Source organism: Paracandidimonas lactea (assembly GCF_021653995.1).
In the GTDB taxonomy this organism is placed as follows: domain Bacteria; phylum Pseudomonadota; class Gammaproteobacteria; order Burkholderiales; family Burkholderiaceae_B; genus Allopusillimonas; species Allopusillimonas lactea.
In genome coordinates this window covers 221,709-242,925 of record NZ_JAJJOZ010000003.1, presented here as the reverse complement: position 1 = coordinate 242,925, position 21,217 = coordinate 221,709, and the positions used below count along the sequence as shown (strand labels likewise).

The window sequence follows — 21,217 nt, the reverse complement described above, 5'->3', positions numbered from 1 at the left end:
CGACGGCCCAAAATAGCCCGCAATAGCCCGCGAAAACCAGGTACGCCATGCAGCAGAACACCTCCCATCCAGCCCCGCTTTCGGGCATCAAAGTGCTTGATCTCAGCGCCTACATCGCCGGCCCCTACGGATGTGCGCTGCTGGCCGACATGGGGGCTGACGTCATCAAGATCGAGCCGCCCGATGGCGACAACCTGCGCCGCTACCCATCCACCCTGCCTTCGGAAAGCCGTGCCTTCCTGGGCGTTAATCGTGGCAAAACCGGGCTGTGCCTGGACCTGAAACACCCCGACGGCTATGCAGTGCTGGTGAAGCTTGTCGCGCAGGCCGATATCCTGGTACACAACTTCCGGCCCAGCGTACCCCCGCGGCTGCGTATAGACTATCCAACACTGCGCACCATCAATCCCAGGCTGATCTATTGCGCTGTCACCGGCTATGGCGCCACTGGCCCTTTGGCCGATATGGCTGGCTACGATCAAGTACTGCAGGCGCGCACCGGCATCTGCGCCTCGCAAGGCACGCCCGAGGCCCCTGAGATCGTCTACGGCTCGGCCGTCGACTACTATGCCGCCTCCATGCTCAGCGCAAGTGTCAGCGCGGCGCTCTACCAGCGAGAGCACACCGGGACAGGCCAGGAGATTCACGTTTCGCTGCTCGGCAGCGCCCTCGCCATGCAATCGGCCCGCCTTGTCTACGCCGATGGCGAGCCCCCCGACGTGAACCGCGATATGCGTTCGGGCGGGATCACCGGCATCCATCCCACCAAACAGGGGCATCTCTATCTCTCTGCCAATACACCCCACTTCTGGCAGTCACTGTGCACGTTGGCCGGCCTGCCCGAACTGGCCAACGACGCGCGCTATGACAGCGTGCGCAAACGAGCGGAGCGCGCCGACGAAATCGTCCCGATCCTTCGCGCTGCCCTGCGGGCCAGAACCGCAAGCGAATGGGAAACCTTGTTCGGCACACAGGTACCCTGCTCCGCAGTACGCCGCGTCGAAGACATGTTCGACGATGCTCAAGTCAAACAGCAAGGCTTCATTGCCCGCTTCGAACACCCAACAGCAGGCCCTTACCACGGCGTGGCGCGGCTAGTGAAATTCGGTAACGCCGACACACCGCCCGCCGCCACGCCACGGCCAGCGCCATTACTGGGCCAGCATAGTGCGGAGACTTTGCGGAAGCTGGGGTATGGAGAGAAAGAAATTAAAGCATTGATAGGTAATGGGGCTGTCAGCGATTCGAATGCGCAGTAAGCACACACGTTAAGGGTGAGCGGCCACCCTTGTGCAGTGCCTACGCCTACGGACGCGTGCTGGCTCCGAGGAATCGATCCAACACGTTGCGCGTTACACCCTCTGTGTAGTAACAACCTTTGACGAGGCCCATCACCCATTCACAGCTGCCTGCCGTAAACACTTCGCCCTGGCCGCGCACCATTGAAACGATCATGCCGGATCCGTATTGATGTCGCGCGATGGCTTCAGCGCTACTGTCTCCACTCAAGGCTTCCGCCTTGCGCGCCAGGCCACTGTCTTTCAAGTAGTAGCGAAACCCCTCGCCGTCGTGCATCTCTTCGGCATACAGAGCAGGAGACATGGCGAGGATTTCCACACTTTCGGGGGCACCATCTTCGTGCGTGGGAAATGGAAGACCATGACGGAAGGTGTATTCCAGCCCATCGACCTCGTAGGCGAATATACCCGCTTGGGCACCCATGACGTCGCCATAGTGCACATCCAGCCCCTGAAACGCCCAGTGCCGCGGCCGATAAACCGTAAAGCCTCTGCTTGCACGCGGTGCAAACCCGCCCCAGGACGAGTAGACACCCCGCATGCCATTCACCCCGAACGTGGTCGCGCCCGGCCAGCCGACCGCCAACGATTCCCAGGCACCCGTCAATAACGCCTTGTCCGGCCCACCTGCAACCGGATCTTCCTGCCGCGCACGCGCCTTGTAGCAGACCTGTCGCCGACCCTGCTCTTCCATGCGGATCTGCCATAGAAAATTACCCGCAAAACGTGCGACATGGCCACCTTGCTCGACGAAACGCTCGATGCTCAGCCGCATGTCTCGCGTCCAGTATTCATCGTGGCCCGCAATAACCACTGTCCCATAAGCATCAAGCAGCTCGGGACGATAATGCAGATCAGTCTGCGTCATGATGTCGAAATCATAGCCCGCACGCTGCGCCCACACGACGAAATGCCGCTCGAACTGCGCCCAACCCGCGGACGCGAAATACTGTGCAAAGCCATTGGTATAGGCCCACTCCTTGGTCGGGTACCTGGGCGCTTCCCAGGGTGCCCGAGGAAGCGGGTCGCAGAGGCGAGGCGCCCCCGGCGGCAGCCACACCAGCCCTCGCGTCCAGGGACGCTGATAGCTCAGCACGGGCGAGAACTGGTTTGCTTGCGGTCCATCAATGCCGTCGTATGCATTGGCGCCTCCCCAGTCGTTATAGGCCATCCATGTGGCGGTACACAGCAGAAGTAGAAACCTGCCGTGCTGCTGGGCGACGCCCGACTGCGGGCGCACGACGAAAAAGTGGTGCTGTAGAAAGCGCGATCCGTCCTCTCGCTCGCACCAGGAAGCAACCCGATAAAAACCGGATCTCGCATCATCAGGGATGCGCCATCGGTAGGCCACCGGCCAACCGCAGCCCTCGCGATAGGCGCGTTCTGGCATGGGTGAGAAAACACCCGCAATGGCGCCGGCTTTATGGACACGTACAGGATCGGCGCCGTCCAGCCAGATCTCAAGTGTCCACGAGGATGCGTTGCTCGACGCATGAAAACATACTTCCTCACCTGCCTCGTACGAGATCTCGTCCGTATATACATAGACCTCAGGCAAGGAAGCATTCTCGCGCGGCGCCTCATACCAATGAGACAAATGCCAGCCATCATCCGGATGCATGACACCAGTCTGTCGCGGGCGCTGATTGATGGTGCCAAATTCGGGGCGAGAATCAGGAATTTCATCAATCATGCGGACACCCCTTGATCATGTAAATGACAGGCCACATGCCAGCCTTGCTCCACCTCACGCAGCAGTGGCTTCTCCCGATAGCAGCGTTCCATGACGCGCGGGCATCGCGGACTCAGGCTACACCCGACCGGCCGGTTCAGTGCACTCAGCAACTCGCCTTTTATGGGGACGGGCCGCTGGCGACCCACCACAGGCCGCGGCACTGCGTGAAGCAGCGCTTCGGTATAGGGATGGCGCGGCGACGAATAAATACGACGTTTTTCACCAAACTCTACGACCTCTCCCGCGTAAAGCACTGCAACGCGGTGCGATATCGTCTTGACCACTGCAAGGTCATGGGCAATGAACAGATAGCTCACGCCCAGGGCCTGTTGAAGATCCATCAGGAGATTCACAATTTGCGCCTGCATGGAAACATCCAAGGAGGAAACCGCCTCGTCGCAAACCACAAAACTCGGATTCAGCGCCAAGGCGCGCGCAATCACTACACGCTGCCGCTGCCCGCCTGAAAATTCATGCGGAAAACGAGAGATAAACGCGGATGGCAGCCCCACCATCTCGAACAATTCCGCCACACGCTCCCGACGCGCGCTGCGTGAAATGCCTCCCGCAATATCCAATGGCTCAGCAACAGCATCACCGACACGCATACGCGGATTCAATGAGGAATACGGATCCTGGAATACGAACTGCACACGTTTTCGGACTGTCGCGAGATTTTCACGCCCATCAGGCCCGGTGATCGCCTGCCCGAACAGACGAATTTCACCTGCGGAGGGCGGCAGCAAACCGATCACCATCCGGCCTATTGTCGATTTTCCCGAACCGGACTCGCCCACCAGCCCCACCGTTTCTCCAGGCTTGATATCGAAGCTGACATCATTCACCGCTCGCAGCGTGGCCTCACCTTTGCGGCGGGCAAGCTCGAAATCTCGCGTCAGCCTGGAAACCTCCACAATCGGCGCATTCAGCATACTGCCTCCAACATGCGTTGACGTGGCGGGCAACGCAGTGCCCTGCCCTCTGGCATGGAAACAATAGGGACCGCTTGCGCGATACAGGCGGGCTGCACAAATGCGCAGCGCGCACCGAAACGGCACCCGTTCGGCCACGCTCCCGGCGCGGGAATACTCCCTGGAATAGCCAGCAAACGCTCGCGCTCATTCTCCAGATCTGGAATAGCTTTGAGCAGGCCTTCGGTATAAGGATGTATGGGCAGATCGAACAGCGCCCTTGCATCCGCCTGCTCAACCACCTGTCCGGCATACATCACGACCACACGCTCTGCGAACTCGGCAACCAGCCCAAGATCGTGCGAAATAAGTATGACCGACATGCCTATCTCTTCCTGGAGCTCCCGCAGCAACTGCATAATCTGCGCTTGTATGGTGACATCCAATGCGGTTGTCGGTTCGTCGGCAATCAACAACTTTGGCCTGCATGCGATTGCCATGGCGATCATGACGCGCTGCCGCATCCCGCCCGACAAACGGTGCGGATACTCATCCAGCCTGCGCCGGGCATCCGGTATGCGAACCATATCCAGCAGCGCCTCCGCCCGACGTCGCGCGGCCGCACCGCCCAGCCCTTGATGTATACGCAGGGTTTCGCCAATCTGATCCGCGATGGTCAGCACTGGATTCAAGGAAGTCATGGGATCCTGGAAGATCATAGCGATCTCCGCACCCCTCACCTGGCGAAGCTCGCGCTCAGGCATGGCGAGCAGATCGCGGCCTTCGAAGCGGATTTCGGCGCCCGGCATACGCGCCATGCGTTTATGGTGCAGCCGCAAGATGGACAGGGCGCACACACTCTTGCCGCTGCCCGATTCACCCACCAGCCCCAATGAACGATGGCGCCCCAATGAGAAACTGACATCGCTTACGGCACGCGTCCAGCCCGAGTCTCCTCGAAAATCGACATTCAGGCCTACGACCTCCAGCAATGGCGTCTCCATCAACCCCCCTCCACTTTGAGCCGCGGATCCAGCACGTCGCGCAAGCCGTCGCCCAATAGATTGATGCCAAATGCGGCAAGGCTGATGGCTAACCCGGGAAACAACATGATCCACCATGCCTCGATGGCATAATCCCGTCCCTCCGAAATAATGTTTCCCCAACTGGGGAAAGGCGGTGGGGGGCCTATGCCTAGAAAGCTCAAGGTTGCCTCGGCCAGTATCGCGTAAGCGAAAATAAACGTCAGTGTCACCAGGAGCGGCGCCAATGTGTTTGGAAAGATGTGCCGGGAGATGATCCGCCACGCACCAGCACCGCTGATACGGGCGGCATCCACATAATCCATGCGCCGAATCACCAGCACCGACGCACGCACAATACGGGCGGTACGCGGAACATATGCGCTTGCCAGCGCGATGATCACGCTATGAATCTGCGGCCCCAATACCGCATTGATGCCTATTGCCAGCAGAATAGCGGGAAATGCCAGCAGAGCATCCATGACGCGCATCAATAATGAATCCAGCCGCGAAAAATAGCCCGCGACCATCCCGATCAACGCCCCTCCGATCGCTGCCAACACCGACACCGAAAGCCCTATCCACAGCGACATCCGCGCGCCATATAGAACCCGGGTGAACACGTCTCGGCCATACATGTCCGCTCCGAAGGGATACTCCCACGAGGGAGCATGGAAGCGATCCGCCATCTTCATGGCCATCGGATCACCCGAGGTAATGAATGGCGCCAGTAACGCGCTGGCCGCGATCAGCATAAAAATAAGCGCGCCGACACGAAAGGAACGATGCCGCCAAAGCCTGCGCACCACAACAGATCTTGCGGAACGCGGCGGCACCGTTGCAGCGGCTTTCAACTCGGCAACCATCTCAGTCATAGCGCACCCTGGGATCGATATAGGTGTAAAGAATGTCGATCATGACGTTGATCAGGACGAAGGCAAATCCCAGCAGCAACATAGTGCCCTGCACGGTTGGATAATCACGTGCCAGAATCGCCTGAACCAATAGCCGACCAATGCCCGGCAGGGCAAACACCTGCTCCACCACGACAGAGCCGCCTACCATCAGACTCAAGATGTACCCACTTACCGTAACCACCGAAACCAGCGTATTGCGAAATGCGTGCTTGCCGACCGTCTTGAACTCCGATACGCCTTTAGCGCGGGCCGTACGTACGAAATCCTGATCCAGGATTTCAAGCATCTCGGAACGTGTCATGCGGGCCAGATAGCCGATCTGAAACAAAGCCAGCACCATAGCCGGCTGAACCAACGCAGCAAGCCACTGCCAGAACCCGTCCGACAGCGGGACATAGCCCGCCGACGGCAGCCAGCCCAGATTCACGCTGAACAGAATGACGGACAACGTCGCGATCCAGAAGTTGGGAACAGAGACCCCAAGCAGCGCGAACCCCATGACTGCGGAATCAAACCAGGAGTCGCGCCAGTATGCGGCAATCATGCCCAGCCCAATACCTATCGGGACGGTAATTACGAACGCAACAGCCGCCAGCGATAACGTCACTGGCAAGCGCTCCACGACCGCCTCCAATACAGGCTGATGCAGAATCAGCGAATCGCCGAAGTTGCCTTGAAACAAATGAACCATCCACAGCCAGAGCTGTTCGGCCACCGGCTTGTGCAGGCCAAGCGCACGGCGCACTTCCTCGATTGCCTCGGGGCTGGCCTGGTCACCCGCAATAATCACTGCGGGATCGCCCGGAAGCAAGTGCATCAAGAAGAAGGTCAGCACCGCCACGATCAGCATGACAGGCAGCGCTTGCGCAAAACGGAAAATGAATTTATTCATGACGCATCAACACGGCTCTACCGCAACCACACATTCCAGAAATGGTTCATGTAGTAGGGCGTGAACCCGCCAACCTTGCGTGTATTGACGACCTGTACATTTCCGCGATCCGCCACTTTGATCATGTACGCCTCGTCCAACACGCGTTGCTCGATGGTCAGCCAGGCGTCCTTGCGATCTTCCAGCTTGGGAGACGAATAGAACTTCTTATAGGAATCGTCCAGCACGGTGTCGTTCTTGACGTGCGGGAAGTTGTAGATCATCCCCTGCCACTGCTGTGGGCCCAGAATTGGATTCGAACAGAAACTGGTGGTCGAGACGTTCCAGTTTCCTTTTCCCGTCTGCATATTCGATGCATTAGTGGTCCAGTCTGTGACGTCAATCTTGACGTTCATGCCGGCCGCCTTGAGCTGCTCGGACAGCACCAGTATGGCATTGCGCATGTAGTCATAATTACTGTTTGTCTGCAGCACAATGGGCTGGTCCGTGTAGCCTGCCGTCGCCAGCAGCTCCCGTGCCTTCTTCGGATCGTGTTGGTCGTATCGCCCTGCCGTGATATCCCCGCCATAGTAGGCGCCTTCCGGATACACCATGGAATGATTCTTGCGCGCCTCTCCCACAACTTTCATGATGTCGTCCACATCAACCGCCGTGCGTATTGCCTGCCGCACCAACGTATTGTCCGTTGGCGGCTGTTGTGAATGCACGATCAGATACTGCTGGCAATAGGGGTAGATCGTTACCTTTTCAAGGTGTTTCTGCCCCGCGATGCGTCTTGTGAGCTCGGGTGGAATCGATGCGGTGAAAGCCGCCTCACCCGTCTGCATCGCAGCCAAGCGCGCGTTCGCTTCAGGGACGAAATTGAAGCGCACCGCATCGACGTATACCGTTCGCTTGCCGGTAAAGCCATCGGGCCCACTGGACTTTTCATCCGCCACGTAGCCGTCAAAACGCTTGATGATCAGATGGCTGTCTTTACGCCATTCGCTCAACATGAAGGGGCCCGTGCCGACGACATCGATATCGCGGGGCGCCTTCTCACGCTGATCCGCCGGCAGAATCACGAACGGATAAACCGGCGTCTTCAACACATCCAGGAACGCCGCATTGATCTCGCGCAGCCTGATGATGAACGTATTGGCATCCGGCGTTTCGTATGCCACCACATCCTTCAACGCCGCCTTGTTGGGGCTGATGCGCGCATACCGCTCGAACGTCGCCTTCACATCCTCGGAGGTCATGACCTTACCGTTGTGAAACTTGACGCCCTCTCGCAGCACGAATGTATAGGTTTTGCCGTCCTCGCTGACCGCGACATTCTTGGCAAGCATAGGCTGCGTGCCATACTTGCCGTCCATGCCCACCAAGCCTTCGAACAGATGGTGGATCACTTCCAGATCCACCATGCTCGCGGCCATCTGCGGATCGAGCGTACCCGGGCCCGAAAGGCTGGCGTAAACCAGAGTGCCTCCGCGTTTGGGCGTTTCTTGCGCAAGCACCGAGCCGGCGGATAATGCAGCAACCAATGCGGTCATAGACAGAACAGCCGTCATGCCCAGGGTTCTTTGCTCTCTATGCATTTTCATCTTTTCTTCCTCTCGAATGGACATCATGCGCTATCGCGGCGCCAACGCGCTGGTAGACAGCTGACGATCAGTTCTTTTTAATATCCCGCACCTGCAACACACTTCGCGCAATGGCGGCGGCATCGACTGCGGCCCGTGTAAAAGGCGCAGGCACAAGCTCGCACCGCGCCCACGCTTCGTTCTGATCGTTGTAATGTGGGCTTGCGGGCATACCCGACGAGCCATGGAAGACAACCCAGCGACTGTTGTCCCAATCGCCTGTATCGAAAACATATCGTGCCACCGGCCCGTAGCTCGCACTGGGCCCGCCCGACGGATACGCGCCGTTGGCATTCACGCAATCGCCATCGCCCGCAACCTCATGGGAATGGAGCGCCAACCGCTCTTGCCATTCAGGATGTGCCCCGGCCAACGGATGCGCAAAAATCGGGCGATGTAACACCCCCCAGGGTTTCAGCGGCTGTTTGTGTTGGGCGACATCAGCCAGCGCCTCACCAATCACATCCTGCCATGTCGCGCCACCCAGCAAGCTGGTATCGTTTCGGCGCAATAGCTCGGGCAGCGTCCACCACAACTGGTTAACAGGGATGACACCCGGCGCGGCCATTACGGCAAATAGATCGTGCCGCGCACGATCCAGACCAGAGCGGCTGGCAAGAATGCGCGTCATCGCCTGCCGTACCAAGTAGTAGACGCTCGGAGCCAGCGCGTCGGGCGTCATACAGCCATCCCACCCGGACAACATGTCCTGCAGCTTCCGCGCCGCCTCGCCAGACACAGGCGTCGCCGCAATCTGGGCTGCAATCTCGCGTGCCCTGGCGCTGCTCACATCACCAAGCACAGCCTGCATATGATCAACAGTGGCCGAGCCAAGCGCATCCAATCGTTCGGAGATCCGGCGCGCTCTCGTCGAAGGATGACAGTCGGTGCAAAGATAGTCGCCATGCTCTTCCGGCGAAATGCGGTTGTTGGCCGTCACGATCTTGCCATCTTCCGGGTCAATCACCCTCGGCATTCTTTCCCATGGAATGTAGCCTCGCCACTCGTGCCTACCAGTCCAACCGGGCACCGGAAGCCAGCCATTGAGCCGATCCCGCACGGGCACCTTGGCACGTACATTGACACTGATATGTCCGCTCGTATCCGCCGAGACCACGCTGTGGTCTATCACCCCCCATGGGCGACATGCGTCATTGAACGCATTCACATCCCGCGCCCGCAGCATGGGCAACAAGCAATCGAGCGACAAATCTACAGGGTCGAGCTGCGCAGAGCGCAAAGCGACGCCATAACCTGAGGCTGTAGGCTCTGCAATCAGCGGCCCGTGGCGCGTCGTCACCACATCGACGCTTACCTCTTGGGCGTTTCGCACATAAACCGCCTCGGTTCTCAACTCAGCCTGCCGCCACCCGTCTTCGGTTTCATAACGGATCGGGTCTGCCGTATCAAAACGTTCCAGATACAGGTCATGTATATCCGCGAAGGCATGCGTAACACACCAAGCCACTTGCTCTGTATGGCAGAAATGCGGAAACGCCGGCACGCCGGGCACCGAGAATCCGATGGCATCGAACACATCGCAGCTAAGATGAAGCTGCGCATACATGCTTGGCACTTCAAACACCCGATGAGGGTCGCCCGCAACCAGAGGTTTACCGCTGTATGTCCGCGCCCCCGCCAGCGCCCAATTGTTCGACCCCGCTATTGTCGCATCGAGCGGCGCGCCGGCCGCCAGCAAGGCTTCGACAGCGGGGCCAAGATCGCGCAATGCAGCTACCCAGCGCGCAGCATCGCTGTCGGTCTGGGGCGCCACGAAGCGTTCGCGTCCGCCATCGTCGTAACGCAGCAGAGAGATGCAATCCGGTCCTATGGTTCGCAGCGCCGCCGCGCGCCACAGCTTGAACCAAAGCGAACCCATCAGCAGGCCACGCTGACGCATGACGGCCACGCAATGCCAGGGCTCCCAGGGTTCTGGCTTTTCTTCCAGAAGCTCGTACTCCACAGGCAATGCAAGTTGAGCCATCGCATCATTGACGCCGCGCGTGTAGCAGTCGAGCATACGGCACGTTTCCGGCGACAGCCGAGCGTAGTCTCGCTGAGATGCCTGCATCACTCCGAGCCGACGCGCCAGGACGTCGCCCGCTACACCCGCGGCGCCTACCCACTCTGCATAACGGCCTATCGCACGCCTGCGCGCTGCATCCATCTGCCACAGGCGGTCTTGCGCATGTACATAGCCATTGCCGTAAAAAACGGCCTCCATACTGCCGGCTCGGACATGCGGTACTCCCCAACGGTCACGCAGGATTTCCACGTCGAACGACATTACCGCCCTCCCGATCTCACCCGCTTGGATGAAATGACTGCGTTAAACACGATATATAATATATTTAGCTTTGAGACGCGCCATATCAGTAGTTCTACTAGGTCAGCAACCGAAAGGGTGGAGAGTTTTTCTACAATGGCCGCAACCCGGCGCAACGCATAGAACCATGGCATCCACTACCTCCGATATTGTCCGCACCAGCCTTACGGGCCAGGTGTACCGAACACTGCGCGACAGGCTCATGTCGGGCCGCTTCCAGCCTGGCGAACGCATCAAGATCCGCGACTTGGCGACGCAGCTTGGCGTCAGCGAAACACCGGTGCGCGAGGCCATGCTGCTGCTCACCAACGACGGCGCCATCGAAATGAAAGCCGGCTACTATTTCCTGACGCGCAATCTCAGCCTTGCGGAATACATGGAAATCCGCCGGTTGCGCCTAATCCTGGAGCCGCTCGCCGCCACCGAGGCACTGGCGCACATCGACGCAGCGTTCATTGATGAGCTGATGCGTATTCACAGCACGCTGATCCGTGCAGAAGAAGAAAAAGACTACCCGCAAGCGTTGCAGTCGAACTTCGATTTCCATTTTTCCCTTTATCGGCGCTCCGGCATGCCGCAACTCACCGAGATCCTCGAACGCCTCTGGATTCAGGCGGGCCCACTCCTCAATCATCTGTATCCCAACGGCCATCCCACCTATGCGGGCGAGCATCAGCACATGCGCGTCATCAAGGCACTGCGCGACGGCGACGCCCTGGCACTGCGGCACGCGGTGGAGCAAGACCTGATCGAAGGCGGCAGCAAGTTTGTCGAACACCTCAAAAAGCTCGACACGCTGCCGGCCGAGCCCATAAAAAAATCCGCAGGCAGATCGCCAAAACAGCGCAAGCCTGAGGCGTGAGTACATAGACAATACCGGGCCGCCGCAGCAGACAACACAGCGTCGCACAAGCTAGCGACACGTTTCGCATACTTTCAGCTTCGTCGTTATGCAGACACACATCCGCTTTACTTCGCCGTAAATCATCATATATCATGTATCAAGATAATCCTATCTGCTCCGCGCCTGAATCACACACAAGATAGTCAGGAGAACCTAGCATGGCCGCTAACACCCGGGTAGCGCTTCAACCCGACCATCGTGTGCATACCGACGCCGCGCTGCGCAGACGCGCCCAGTCCGTCATTCCCGGCGGCATGTATGGCCACCTCAACGCGTTGTCGCTGCCGCAGGGCTATCCGCAGTTTTTCGAACGCGCGCAAGGCTGCCGAGTGTGGGATGCCGACGGGCGCGAATATATCGATTTCATGTGTAGCTGGGGCCCCGTTATTGCCGGCCACCGCCATCCGCTCATTGACGAAGCAGCACACAGGCAAGCCTTGCAGGGCGACTGCCTCAATGGCCCTACGGCCAGACTCGTCGAGTTGGCGGAACGGCTGGTTGAGCTGTTGCCGCATGCAGACTGGGCCATGTTCCAGAAAAACGGCACCGATGCCACGACAGCTGCGTTGACGCTGGCCCGCGCAGGCACCGGCAAACGCAAGATTCTGCTGTGCCGCGGCGCCTATCACGGTGCGGCGCCTTGGTGCACCCCCTCAGTTGCCGGGGTTACCGAAGAAGACCGCGCTCATCTCATCTACTTTTCATTCAACGATATCCCGAGCCTGGAGCAGGCCGTCCATGAGGCGGGCGACGACTTCGCCGCCATTCTGTTGCCTGCTTTCAGGCATGATCTGGGCAAACCGCAGGCACTGCCCGATCCGGCTTTTGCTCAAGCTGCGCGTGCGCTGTGCGACGCCAAAGGCGCCGCCCTGGTACTGGACGAAGTGCGTGCCGGCTTCCGATTGTCCTTGCACGGCAGTTGGGAGGCACTGGGCGTACGTCCTGATCTATGCGCCTGGAGCAAAGCCATTGCCAACGGATATGCATTGGCGGCCGTCACGGGCAACGATAAATTCCGCAGCGCAGCTCAGCGAATCTATATCACGGGATCTTTCTGGATGGGCGGTGTAGCAATGGCGGCCGCGCTGGCGACGCTGGATGTACTAGAGCAGAATCAAGCCGTCGAGCACATGGAAAGCATGGGCATGCGCTTGCGCGCCGGCCTGGCACAACAAGCCGTTCGGCATGGCGTGGCGATAACCCAGACTGGTCCAGCCCAGATGCCGCTTATTCTGTTCGACGATGATGCGGATTTTTCCAAAGGCAGCGTGTTTACGTCTGAAACCATCAGGCAAGGGGTCTATCTACATCCCCGCCACAATATGTTTCTGTGTCTGGCCCATACCGAACAGGACATCGACCACGCGCTGCAAGTCACCGACCACGCGTTCGGTGTCGTTGCCAGGCAATAAAAGAACTGAAAAGGGCATCTGCCATGCATACGTCTTTCGCAACCGCCAAGCTGTCCCATTCCCCGACAAGGGCGCCTGAAGCACTCGCGGGCATCGCGCTTGCGCTGCGCAAACAAGTGGTGCGCATGGTGGCACGAACAGGGCAAGGCTATGTACAGCAGGGCCTGGGGGCCGCCGATCTATTCACGGTTCTGTATTTTTCAGAACTACGGCTGCGCGCCGAGGATGCAAACTGGCCCGGGAGAGATCGCTTTATCCTTTCCACGGCGCACAATACGGCGGTTTTCTATGCCACGCTCGCCGCCCGCGGCCTCATCGACACCACATTACTCGACACCTATTGCGAAGATGGCTCTCCCCTGGAGATCAACGCATCGGAACGACTGGGCTCGGTGATCGAAGCCACCTGCGGATCATTGGGGCAGGGGCTGTCTGTAGGGGCAGGCATGGCCGCAGCGCTCAAGCAACGCGGCAGTGACAGCCGCGTCTACGTCATGCTCGGCGATGGCGAGCTACAAGAGGGGCAGGTGTGGGAGGCCGCCACAGCGGCTGGCAACTGGCAACTCGACAATCTATGTCTCATCATCGACGCCAACGACATGCAAGTTGAAGGACACGTCAACGCGGTACAGCCGAACGAGCCGCTGGCCGACAAATGGCAGGCCTTTCGCTGGCATACCCAGGATATCGATGGGCACGACATCCCCGCGATACAGCGCGCGCTCGATACCGCGCGAACGATGAAGGGCATGCCACACTGCATCATTGCACGCACGCTGGTAGGCAAAGGTGCGCCATCGCTCGAAGGCATACTGGGCCATAACCTGAGGCTGCCTCCAAGCACAGCGATGCAGGCACTGAACGAACTTTCGGGCGCGGAGGGTTGATCATATGGCCACGAACAACGAGCTTCTAGAAGTTCAAGATTTCACTAATCGCAGTGGCGATACGGCATCCAGCCAGATATACGGCCAGGCACTGTTGACGGCAGCGCGACGCGACACGCGTATCGTGGCGCTTACCGCCGACCTGACCGGACCAACCGAAACAGGGTTGCTGCGCCAGGCATTTCCAGACCGTTTCTTCCAAGTGGGCATCGCCGAAGCAAACATGGCGGGTATGGCGGGAGGGATGGCGCGTTGCGGGTTGATCCCCTTCATCCATACGTTCAGCGTCTTCGCAACCCGCCGCAGCTATGACCAGATTGCGATGCAGCTGGCCTACCCGAACCTGAACGCAAAAATCGTCGGCTTCATTCCCGGCGTGGATACGCTGCTTGGCGTGAGCCACCAGGCCATAGACGACGTCGCACTCATGCGCGCCCTGCCCAATGTGCATATCCTGGAGCCCGCACCGGGCCAGATAGCCGAGGCCGTAGAGGAGGCGTTGCGTATTGAAGGGCCGGTATACCTGCGCCTCGCGCGCGCAAACCCCGCAGCCGAGGGTCGTGCCTACCCGGCGCCCAAGGATGGCCTGACGTTGCTTCGCAGCGGAGCGGACGGTTTATTGCTCGCTAGCGGCCTCATGGTTCCGATCGCAGAGAAAGCGGCAGAGTCGCTTGCTCTGCAAGGCATACAAGTGGCAGTGTGCGCTGTTTCCAGCCTCAAGCCCATCAACACACAAATCATCGGCCTTGCGCGCAGCGTACCCGCCGTGCTCACCGTTGAGAATCACTCCATCATAGGCGGCCTGGGCTCAGCCGTTGCGGAGATGCTGGCTGAGGATGGCACACGCGTAAAGTTTGAGCGAATCGGGCTGCGCGATACGTTTGCATATGGTGGCACCACACCCTATCTGTTGAAAACGTTCAAGATGGATGCCGATGCGGTCGCAAGCGCCTTGCTTCGACAGTTAAATCGCTGATCGCAAACATGCGCGCTTCGCCCCGCCGCCGATCAGCCGGGGCGGGCGCCTCGCCAACCAGCGCTCGGCGAGCCGCTTGGCAGGCGAGGCCGCGTCCTTGCTACAGCTAAACAGTCTTGCTGTATTCTCTGACGAAGGCCAGATTGCGCTGGGGGCTGAAGGAAGGGATCGTGCAGCCGGGTGCAAGAATGAATTTCTCACGCCCCGCCTGCGTTATGGCGTCATCAATCTCGCGGGCCAGCTCGGGCAGGCAACGTTCCTGGATGTGCGTTTCATCCAGTCCACCCATAATGCACTTGTCCGTCATTTTCCTGAGGTCAGCCAAGCTGGGGTTGCCGCCTAGCCTGTCTGATACGCTCAATACCTCGTAGGGATAGTCTTTGATGCGATCCATCTGCAAGTTGTTGCCATGGACGTGCAGCACTCGCACCATCCCTTCTGCCGCTTTCAGTACCTCCAGCGTGTACGGCTTCTGGAAATATTCATGCTGCTCGCTGGAAACGCCGCGCGCCATGCCTTCCGGGATCGCACCGTTGATCGACAGGAAAAGTCCATCGGCACCCGCATCGCGGGCAGCTCTTACGTAATCGCACATGGTCTCTGTCACAGCTTCGAGTGCCGGCAGCACTGCGGATTTATGCGAGAGCAGGTTCTCCGCCTGATCAAACCCAACGTTGCGAACAATCTGCTGATAAGGCTCGAATCCGGTTTCCAGGATAGGCACATCGGGGCCAAGCTTGCTGCGCAATTGGCGCAAGCAGTCCAATTGCATCGCAAAACAAGGCTCATCCATGCTCAGTCGTGTGAACTTGCGGAAGTCCTCAGGTGACTCCAGCGTATCCACGCCCTCCGGGACAGGATAGCGATAGTCATTCATGACTTTCAGGATATCCCAATCGTACGCATCCATAAATTGCAGATGTAAATCCGCGACGCGGGTGCTATCCAGATGATCGGACAGAAAATGCACCCATGCTGTTACGGGCGGCCTATCAACGGGGCCGCCGTTGACTGCTGCCATAAATCTCGCTTTCTTATTCACTGCATCTCCTCGTAAATACGTCAAGACATGAACTATTAATTTCTCGATCGCTCGGACTCCACGCGATCAGTCCGCTTTCACGCCGGCCTTCGTCAGAATGTCAGTCACCTGCTGTATGCTTTTCTCCAATGTTGCTTTGAACGCGCCGGATGATTCGCTCGTCAACACAAACATTGATTTATTCGCAAGCTCCTGCTTTACCTTCGGATCCTGAAGCGCTTTGACGATCTCGGTGTAGAGCACCTTCATTACGCCATCCGGTGTATTGGCCGGCGCCGCCAGGCCGATTCGAGTCGTGAAGGTATATTCAGGCACACCAGCCTCGGCGGTAGTAGGCACGTCGGGCAGCGCATCCAGGCGCTTCGATCCGGTGATCGCCAGCGCCCTGAGCTTGCCTTCTTTGATGTTGGGCAACGGCGTTTGGGGCAAGTCGAACATGACTTGTATGCGGCCGGCCAGAAGATCCACGACAGCCTGAGACGCCCCCTTGTATGGCACGTGCGTCATATTGACGCCAGTGGCGGTCTGGAAAGACTCCCCAGCGAGATGCAGCGTGTTACCCAGACCAGCGGAGCCATAGTTGACGCTCCCGGAGTTTCCTTTCGTGTATGCGATGAACTCTTTCAGGGTCTTGGCAGGTACAGTAGGATGCACGACCACTACCAGCGGTGACTCAACGATGTTGGTGATCGGCGCAAAAGACTTCAAAGGGTCAAACGGAAGCTCTTTGTTCAACGATGTCAGGGATGCGTGGGTCAACTCACCAAGCAGCAACATGGTGTAGCCATCCGGTTTGGACTTGGCCACGGCATCTGCCGCAATAACAGTGCTGCCGCCGGGGCGGTTTTCCACCATGACCGTGTGTTTCATGTTTTCGGACATCTTGGCGGCAAGCGTACGCGCCACGTAGTCCGAGGAGCCGCCAGCGGTGTACGGCACAACAATTTTTATCGGACGACTGCTTTCGGGGAAATTTTGGGCCCAGGCCGGCGCGGCCAAAAAGCCCATCGCACAGGCAAAGCCTGCATATCGAATTAGACGCGTATATCTATTCACTTTCTTGACTCCTCGATTGTTGATTGCTGTGAGTTGTAATTGTTCGAATCGGACGTACAGCCTATTCCCGAGCCTTTCTTCGCGGCCCTTGATTACCTGCCAGTTAGACACCGCCGTCACGTAGGCGGATGGACGGCCTTATGCGGCTTTGACAAGCCTGTTTACATGCGTCGACACGCGTTCCCCGTCCACGCCGTATATATGTATAGACACCGCAGGTTCATTGCCCCCGTTGCCCAGCCTATGTATTTGCTCTGTTCCACCGTGGCCGTAGCCACACGCGCCGACTGAACGATCAACCGTTCGTGTGAGCTGCGCTTGCTGCGTAACGCGATCATATGCATACTGCTCTTCCTGCAGGCTGCCTTGAACAACACAATAGGCGCACCAGGTGTAGTGCCCGTGCACCAACGTGTACTGCCCTGGCTGCCATACCAGCGCAACGATGGCGAACCGCCCTTTCGGATCGGCATGCAGAATATGCCTGGTATACGACGACGCAGAGCCTATACGATGCTCGGGCCGCAGCAGCGATCCCGCCGCACTGCATTCAATCAACGCGCCGCCAACTTCCGCCGGCAAACTTGCCACCGCCCCCATACACGCCGCCTCCACTCGTTCCACGAGCCCTCGCAGCAACGACGACGTCTCCACATCCTCGTTTCCAATCTCGATCATTTTTTTCTCCGTTCTTAATCGATGAAAACAGAATAGCAAGAGGGGAAGGAAAATTAATTACCAATATTGATCACCAACACAGCGCAGGCGAAATTATTTTCCACATATAAAGTTCCAGCAGGATTATTTTTCTTTGCAGCGTAAACCAATCTATTTGTTGCCCTGACGACGGCTCAAAAACGCATGCCGCGCCCGTACTTCAATCGGGAGCGGCATGCGTAATTGGCGAGCCTTTTCGTTCTGAATGTCGTCTTTGTATGAAGGCGTTCGTCACCCCCCGGCGGACATCGCCGAGCGTATCTTTGCGCTGGCGCCGCTGAGCTCACCGAGTTTCGCGCCGGCCCGCACGGCAGCTTCACGTTCGGCGCCGTTTGCCTGGCGCCGCAGCGCTTCGCGGGCGATTGCCTCGGCTTCGTCGCGGCGCAACACCAGCACGCCGCTCTCATCGGCCAGCACGACATCGCCGGGCAATACCGGTACGCCACCGCAGGAAACCGGAATATTCAAACCGCCGCCAAGATTGTAGAGACGCGTTGTAATGGGCGAGATACCGCGCGACCATACCGGGAAATCCGACTCCTGGATTTCGGGTAGATCGGTGCAAGGCCCGTCTACCACGCCGGCGAGTGCACCGGCGGCCTTGGCCGCAATGGTGACACCACCGCCCCAACAGGCATGCCGCTGATCACCCATACGGTCGACCACGACGATATCGCCGGGGCGCAACAGCCCTGTGGCGTGATGCAGAAGGGTGGAATCGGCACCCGGGATCGCGACCGTCACGGCAGTGCCAACGACGCGTTTTCGGGGAAGCATAGGCTGCACCCCCGGATCCATGAAACCGTACAGATGCCAATGGCCCACCGTCGCGGTTTCGACCCGCGACAGCAGCTCGGCCAGTTCGGTGGGAAGCGGCGGCGGCATCTCCCTCAGCGTGTACATGACGCCTCCTGAATTGCGTGCATGGGGATCAGCGATCTGGCCCGGGCAATCTGGGCGCGCTCGAGCCGGGCGGACACAAACCCCACGCCATCGGATGCCTTGGCCACCACATGCCCCCAAGGATCGCAAACCAGCGAGTGGCCGTACGTCATGCGGCGTTCGCCGTTGATCAGATGGGTGCCGGTCTGGCCAGGCGCGAGAAAATATGTTTGCGTTTCAATCGCCCGCGCCCTGCAAAGCACCTCCCAGTGATCCTTGCCGGTTTGCAACGTGAATGCTGCGGGGAGCGCGATAATGTCTACATTGCGCCGCATCATCTCTTCGAAGATGGCGTAAAAGCGCAAATCGAAACAGATTGCCCCGCCAATGCGAAACCCCTCGAGGTCGTAAGTCATGATCTCCGTACCGGGCTTCACAGTTGCGGACTCACGATACTGCGTACCGTCCGGCGCCACGATATCGAACATGTTGATTTTGCGGTAGCGGGCAACCTCGCGACCCTCACGGTCAAACACCACGGTCGTGTTGTACACCCGCGCGTCGCCGGGAATCCGCTCCACCAGCGAACCGGCATGAACCCACACTTTGTGCCGAATGGCGAAATCGCGCATCCGCGTATAGGCCGATCCGCCCGGCGCATCTTCCGCCAGCGTCAACTTCCCTTCTTTCTCGCCGGCATAGAAATCGAAGTATTCGGGAAGGATGATGAGATCCGGATGATCGGCTTGCACAGCCGCTTCCATCAAACGGGCAGCCTGATCCAGATTTGCGGCGCGATCAGCGCCGGAGTTGGTCTGAATCAGGGTAACTTTCAATTCGTCTTTCATGGCATTCCTTGTTCCTGGGAGGCGATCGCCGTACTCAGGCAATTCCTTCCGCCTGCAATGTCCGTTGCAGGTTCTCGATGCCAGTTCTGATCAGCATGAACTGGGTAGACACAACCACCTCCTCCGCTCCGTGGGCGACGGCCAAGGCGCGCTCTTGAGGTGTCCAGCCGGGCATGATCCATGTTTTCCCGTTCTGGCGTGCCGCATTGGCACAGCGGATAATGGCGGCCTGGTCAACCTCGTCGAAGCGGTAGCTGCCGCGGCCGCTGGACAGGCATAGATCGCTGGGCCCCGGAAACAGGCCATCCACCACGTCCAGGGCGGCAATCGCTTCAATGTCTTCCAGGCTGGTGGGGGTTTCGATCAGCGGATAACAGCGGATGCGGCGATCTTCATTCTCATAGAACGAGCTATCGGGGCGGCGGTAGTTCACGGGACGTCCGCCGAAATAGCTGCGCACCCCACGTGGCGGAAACTTTGCGACCGCACATATCTCGGCGGCGTGCGCAGCGTCAAGAATATGAGGAATGATCACCCCGTCGGCGCCACAGTCCAGCGCCTGCTGAATGGCCTCGGGCTGCGGGCCCGCCACTTTTGCCAGAACACGCATCCCTTTGGATTTGGTGAATGCGAGGAAGCGATCCAGTGCATCCAAGGGAAATATCCCGTGTTCGATATCGATCACCAGGTTGCGGACGCCGCACGTATGAGCGATCTCGACATAGACAAAGTGCGGCTCCGACAACCAGAGCGAATAAGGCAGCATGTTGCTTCTCCAGATTGGTAAGACTATTTCTGAGACTTGTCCAGCGACTCGGCAACCGCAGTCAGCACCTTGCCTTCGGCCAGCAGGCGCGCCGTCGTATCCTCGGGCGTGGAAAAAACCGGTGTCATGCCCGCTTGGATCAGCCGGTCGCGCACGACCTTGTCTTCAAAACCTTTGGTCAGCATGCCGTACAGGGCATTGACGATCTGAGGCGGCGTATCCTTGGGCGCCGACACGCCGAACCAGGCCACCGACTCAAACGGCAACCCCAACTCTGTGGCGGTTGGAACCTGCGGCAGTGCGGGCGAACGAACCTTGCTTGTAATGAACAGCGGACGAATACGATTCGAATCGATAAGCTGCTTCAACGCCTCGACGTTTGTGATCACTGCGTCAACGTGCTCGCCCAACAGATCGGTGATAGCTTGAGAGCTGCCCTTGTAGGGCACGGAAGCCAACTGAATACTCGCCGCCTTGTCGAAGAGCACCTGGGTAAGGTGGCCATGGCTGCCATGGCTGGCATTGCCAACACGCACCACGCCCGGATTCTTCTTCGCATACTCGATAAACTCGGACAGGTTCTTGGCCGGGAAGTTGTTATTGACCACCATGACGAACGGGACATCCACCAGCACCGTTACATGCGCCAGGGTCTCGTTCGGCTTGAAGTCCTTATAAACAGCGGGCGCAACCGAATTCACTCCGCTGGAGTTCAGCAGCAGTGTGTAGCCGTCGGGCTGGGCGCGCACCACCTGCTTTCCGCCTATCGATCCGCCCCCACCGGGCTTTACTTCCACCACCACTGGCTGCCCGGCCTCTTTACGCAGTACATCGGCTACAATTCGCGCCAGTGCGTCGGCCGTTCCGCCGACGGCGTAGGGCGCCACGATAGTCAATGGCTTGTCCGGGAAATGTTTGTCCTGGGCGTGGGCTGAAAATGCCGCCACTGCTGCTATCAGGCAGGCCAATTGCCGCCCAAGGTATCGGCCGAAAGAATTCAT

At 58.8% G+C, this 21,217-nt stretch carries 19 protein-coding genes; 5 read left to right on the top strand and 14 right to left on the bottom strand.

What is annotated here, in order from left to right; translation table 11 throughout:
- Positions 1-47 precede the first annotated feature (47 nt).
- Entirely contained in the window at positions 48-1,259 is a 1,212-nt protein-coding gene (locus tag LOL23_RS07985) for a CaiB/BaiF CoA transferase family protein (RefSeq protein WP_160980220.1), read from the top strand.
- Between the two features lie 46 nt (positions 1,260-1,305).
- Here LOL23_RS07985 and LOL23_RS07980 read toward each other — a convergent pair whose 3' ends face one another.
- The 7 genes from LOL23_RS07980 to LOL23_RS07950 all read right to left on the bottom strand — a co-directional run bounded on the left by LOL23_RS07980 (position 1,306) and on the right by LOL23_RS07950 (position 10,687).
- Entirely contained in the window at positions 1,306-2,991 is a 1,686-nt protein-coding gene (locus tag LOL23_RS07980) for a N,N-dimethylformamidase beta subunit family domain-containing protein (RefSeq protein WP_160980218.1), read from the bottom strand.
- Entirely contained in the window at positions 2,988-3,965 is a 978-nt protein-coding gene (locus LOL23_RS07975) for an ABC transporter ATP-binding protein (RefSeq protein WP_160980216.1), read from the bottom strand. The genes LOL23_RS07980 and LOL23_RS07975 overlap by 4 nt, the downstream gene beginning before the upstream one ends.
- Positions 3,959-4,948, bottom strand: a complete 990-nt coding sequence (locus LOL23_RS07970; protein ID WP_237173444.1) for an ABC transporter ATP-binding protein — start codon at positions 4,946-4,948, stop codon at positions 3,959-3,961. Before LOL23_RS07970 ends, LOL23_RS07975 begins: the two co-directional genes overlap by 7 nt.
- A complete protein-coding gene (locus LOL23_RS07965) occupies positions 4,948-5,841 on the bottom strand; it encodes an ABC transporter permease (protein ID WP_160980212.1) in 894 nt (297 codons plus the stop codon). The genes LOL23_RS07970 and LOL23_RS07965 overlap by 1 nt, the downstream gene beginning before the upstream one ends.
- Positions 5,834-6,775 carry an ABC transporter permease gene (locus LOL23_RS07960; protein ID WP_202411746.1) on the bottom strand — a complete coding sequence of 314 codons (942 nt, stop codon included), beginning with the start codon at positions 6,773-6,775 and terminating at the stop codon, positions 5,834-5,836. Before LOL23_RS07960 ends, LOL23_RS07965 begins: the two co-directional genes overlap by 8 nt.
- Before the next feature lie 17 nt (positions 6,776-6,792).
- Positions 6,793-8,361 carry an ABC transporter substrate-binding protein gene (locus tag LOL23_RS07955; RefSeq protein ID WP_237173443.1) on the bottom strand — a complete coding sequence of 523 codons (1,569 nt, stop codon included), beginning with the start codon at positions 8,359-8,361 and terminating at the stop codon, positions 6,793-6,795.
- A 67-nt stretch (positions 8,362-8,428) separates the two neighbouring features.
- The gene (locus LOL23_RS07950) at positions 8,429-10,687 is read right to left on the bottom strand and encodes a penicillin acylase family protein (protein ID WP_237173442.1); all 2,259 of its coding nucleotides are present in this window, start codon (positions 10,685-10,687) and stop codon (positions 8,429-8,431) included.
- A gap of 166 nt (positions 10,688-10,853) precedes the next feature.
- Here LOL23_RS07950 and LOL23_RS07945 point away from each other — a divergent pair, with 166 nt between their 5' ends.
- The 4 genes from LOL23_RS07945 (at position 10,854) to LOL23_RS07930 (ending at position 14,905) form a co-directional block, all read left to right on the top strand.
- A complete protein-coding gene (locus LOL23_RS07945) occupies positions 10,854-11,588 on the top strand; it encodes a GntR family transcriptional regulator (protein WP_160980208.1) in 735 nt (244 codons plus the stop codon).
- 200 nt (positions 11,589-11,788) lie between these two features.
- On the top strand, positions 11,789-13,042 hold the full coding sequence (locus tag LOL23_RS07940; RefSeq protein ID WP_237173441.1) for an aspartate aminotransferase family protein: 1,254 nt from the start codon (positions 11,789-11,791) through the stop codon (positions 13,040-13,042).
- A gap of 23 nt (positions 13,043-13,065) precedes the next feature.
- Entirely contained in the window at positions 13,066-13,929 is an 864-nt protein-coding gene (locus tag LOL23_RS07935; protein ID WP_160980204.1) for a transketolase, read from the top strand.
- A gap of 4 nt (positions 13,930-13,933) precedes the next feature.
- Positions 13,934-14,905, top strand: a complete 972-nt coding sequence (locus tag LOL23_RS07930) for a transketolase family protein (RefSeq protein ID WP_160980202.1) — start codon at positions 13,934-13,936, stop codon at positions 14,903-14,905.
- A 106-nt stretch (positions 14,906-15,011) separates the two neighbouring features.
- On the opposite strand, the gene LOL23_RS07925 is transcribed toward LOL23_RS07930, so the two are convergent.
- The 7 genes from LOL23_RS07925 to LOL23_RS07895 form a co-directional block, all read right to left on the bottom strand.
- A complete protein-coding gene (locus LOL23_RS07925; protein ID WP_160980200.1) occupies positions 15,012-15,947 on the bottom strand; it encodes a uroporphyrinogen decarboxylase family protein in 936 nt (311 codons plus the stop codon).
- 66 nt (positions 15,948-16,013) lie between these two features.
- The gene (locus LOL23_RS07920; RefSeq protein ID WP_237173440.1) at positions 16,014-17,114 is read right to left on the bottom strand and encodes a Bug family tripartite tricarboxylate transporter substrate binding protein; all 1,101 of its coding nucleotides are present in this window, start codon (positions 17,112-17,114) and stop codon (positions 16,014-16,016) included.
- A 27-nt stretch (positions 17,115-17,141) separates the two neighbouring features.
- On the bottom strand, positions 17,142-17,681 hold the full coding sequence (locus LOL23_RS07915; protein WP_237173439.1) for a cysteine dioxygenase family protein: 540 nt from the start codon (positions 17,679-17,681) through the stop codon (positions 17,142-17,144).
- Positions 17,682-17,951: 270 nt separating this feature from the next.
- Positions 17,952-18,623: an RraA family protein gene (locus LOL23_RS07910; protein WP_237173438.1), complete on the bottom strand. Its 672-nt coding sequence runs from the start codon at positions 18,621-18,623 to the stop codon at positions 17,952-17,954.
- A complete protein-coding gene (locus LOL23_RS07905; protein WP_202411744.1) occupies positions 18,611-19,450 on the bottom strand; it encodes a carbon-nitrogen hydrolase family protein in 840 nt (279 codons plus the stop codon). Before LOL23_RS07905 ends, LOL23_RS07910 begins: the two co-directional genes overlap by 13 nt.
- A gap of 34 nt (positions 19,451-19,484) precedes the next feature.
- Positions 19,485-20,216 carry an HpcH/HpaI aldolase family protein gene (locus LOL23_RS07900; RefSeq protein WP_160980192.1) on the bottom strand — a complete coding sequence of 244 codons (732 nt, stop codon included), beginning with the start codon at positions 20,214-20,216 and terminating at the stop codon, positions 19,485-19,487.
- Between the two features lie 23 nt (positions 20,217-20,239).
- Complete coding sequence (locus LOL23_RS07895) at positions 20,240-21,217, bottom strand: tripartite tricarboxylate transporter substrate binding protein (protein ID WP_160980190.1); 978 nt, start codon at positions 21,215-21,217, stop codon at positions 20,240-20,242.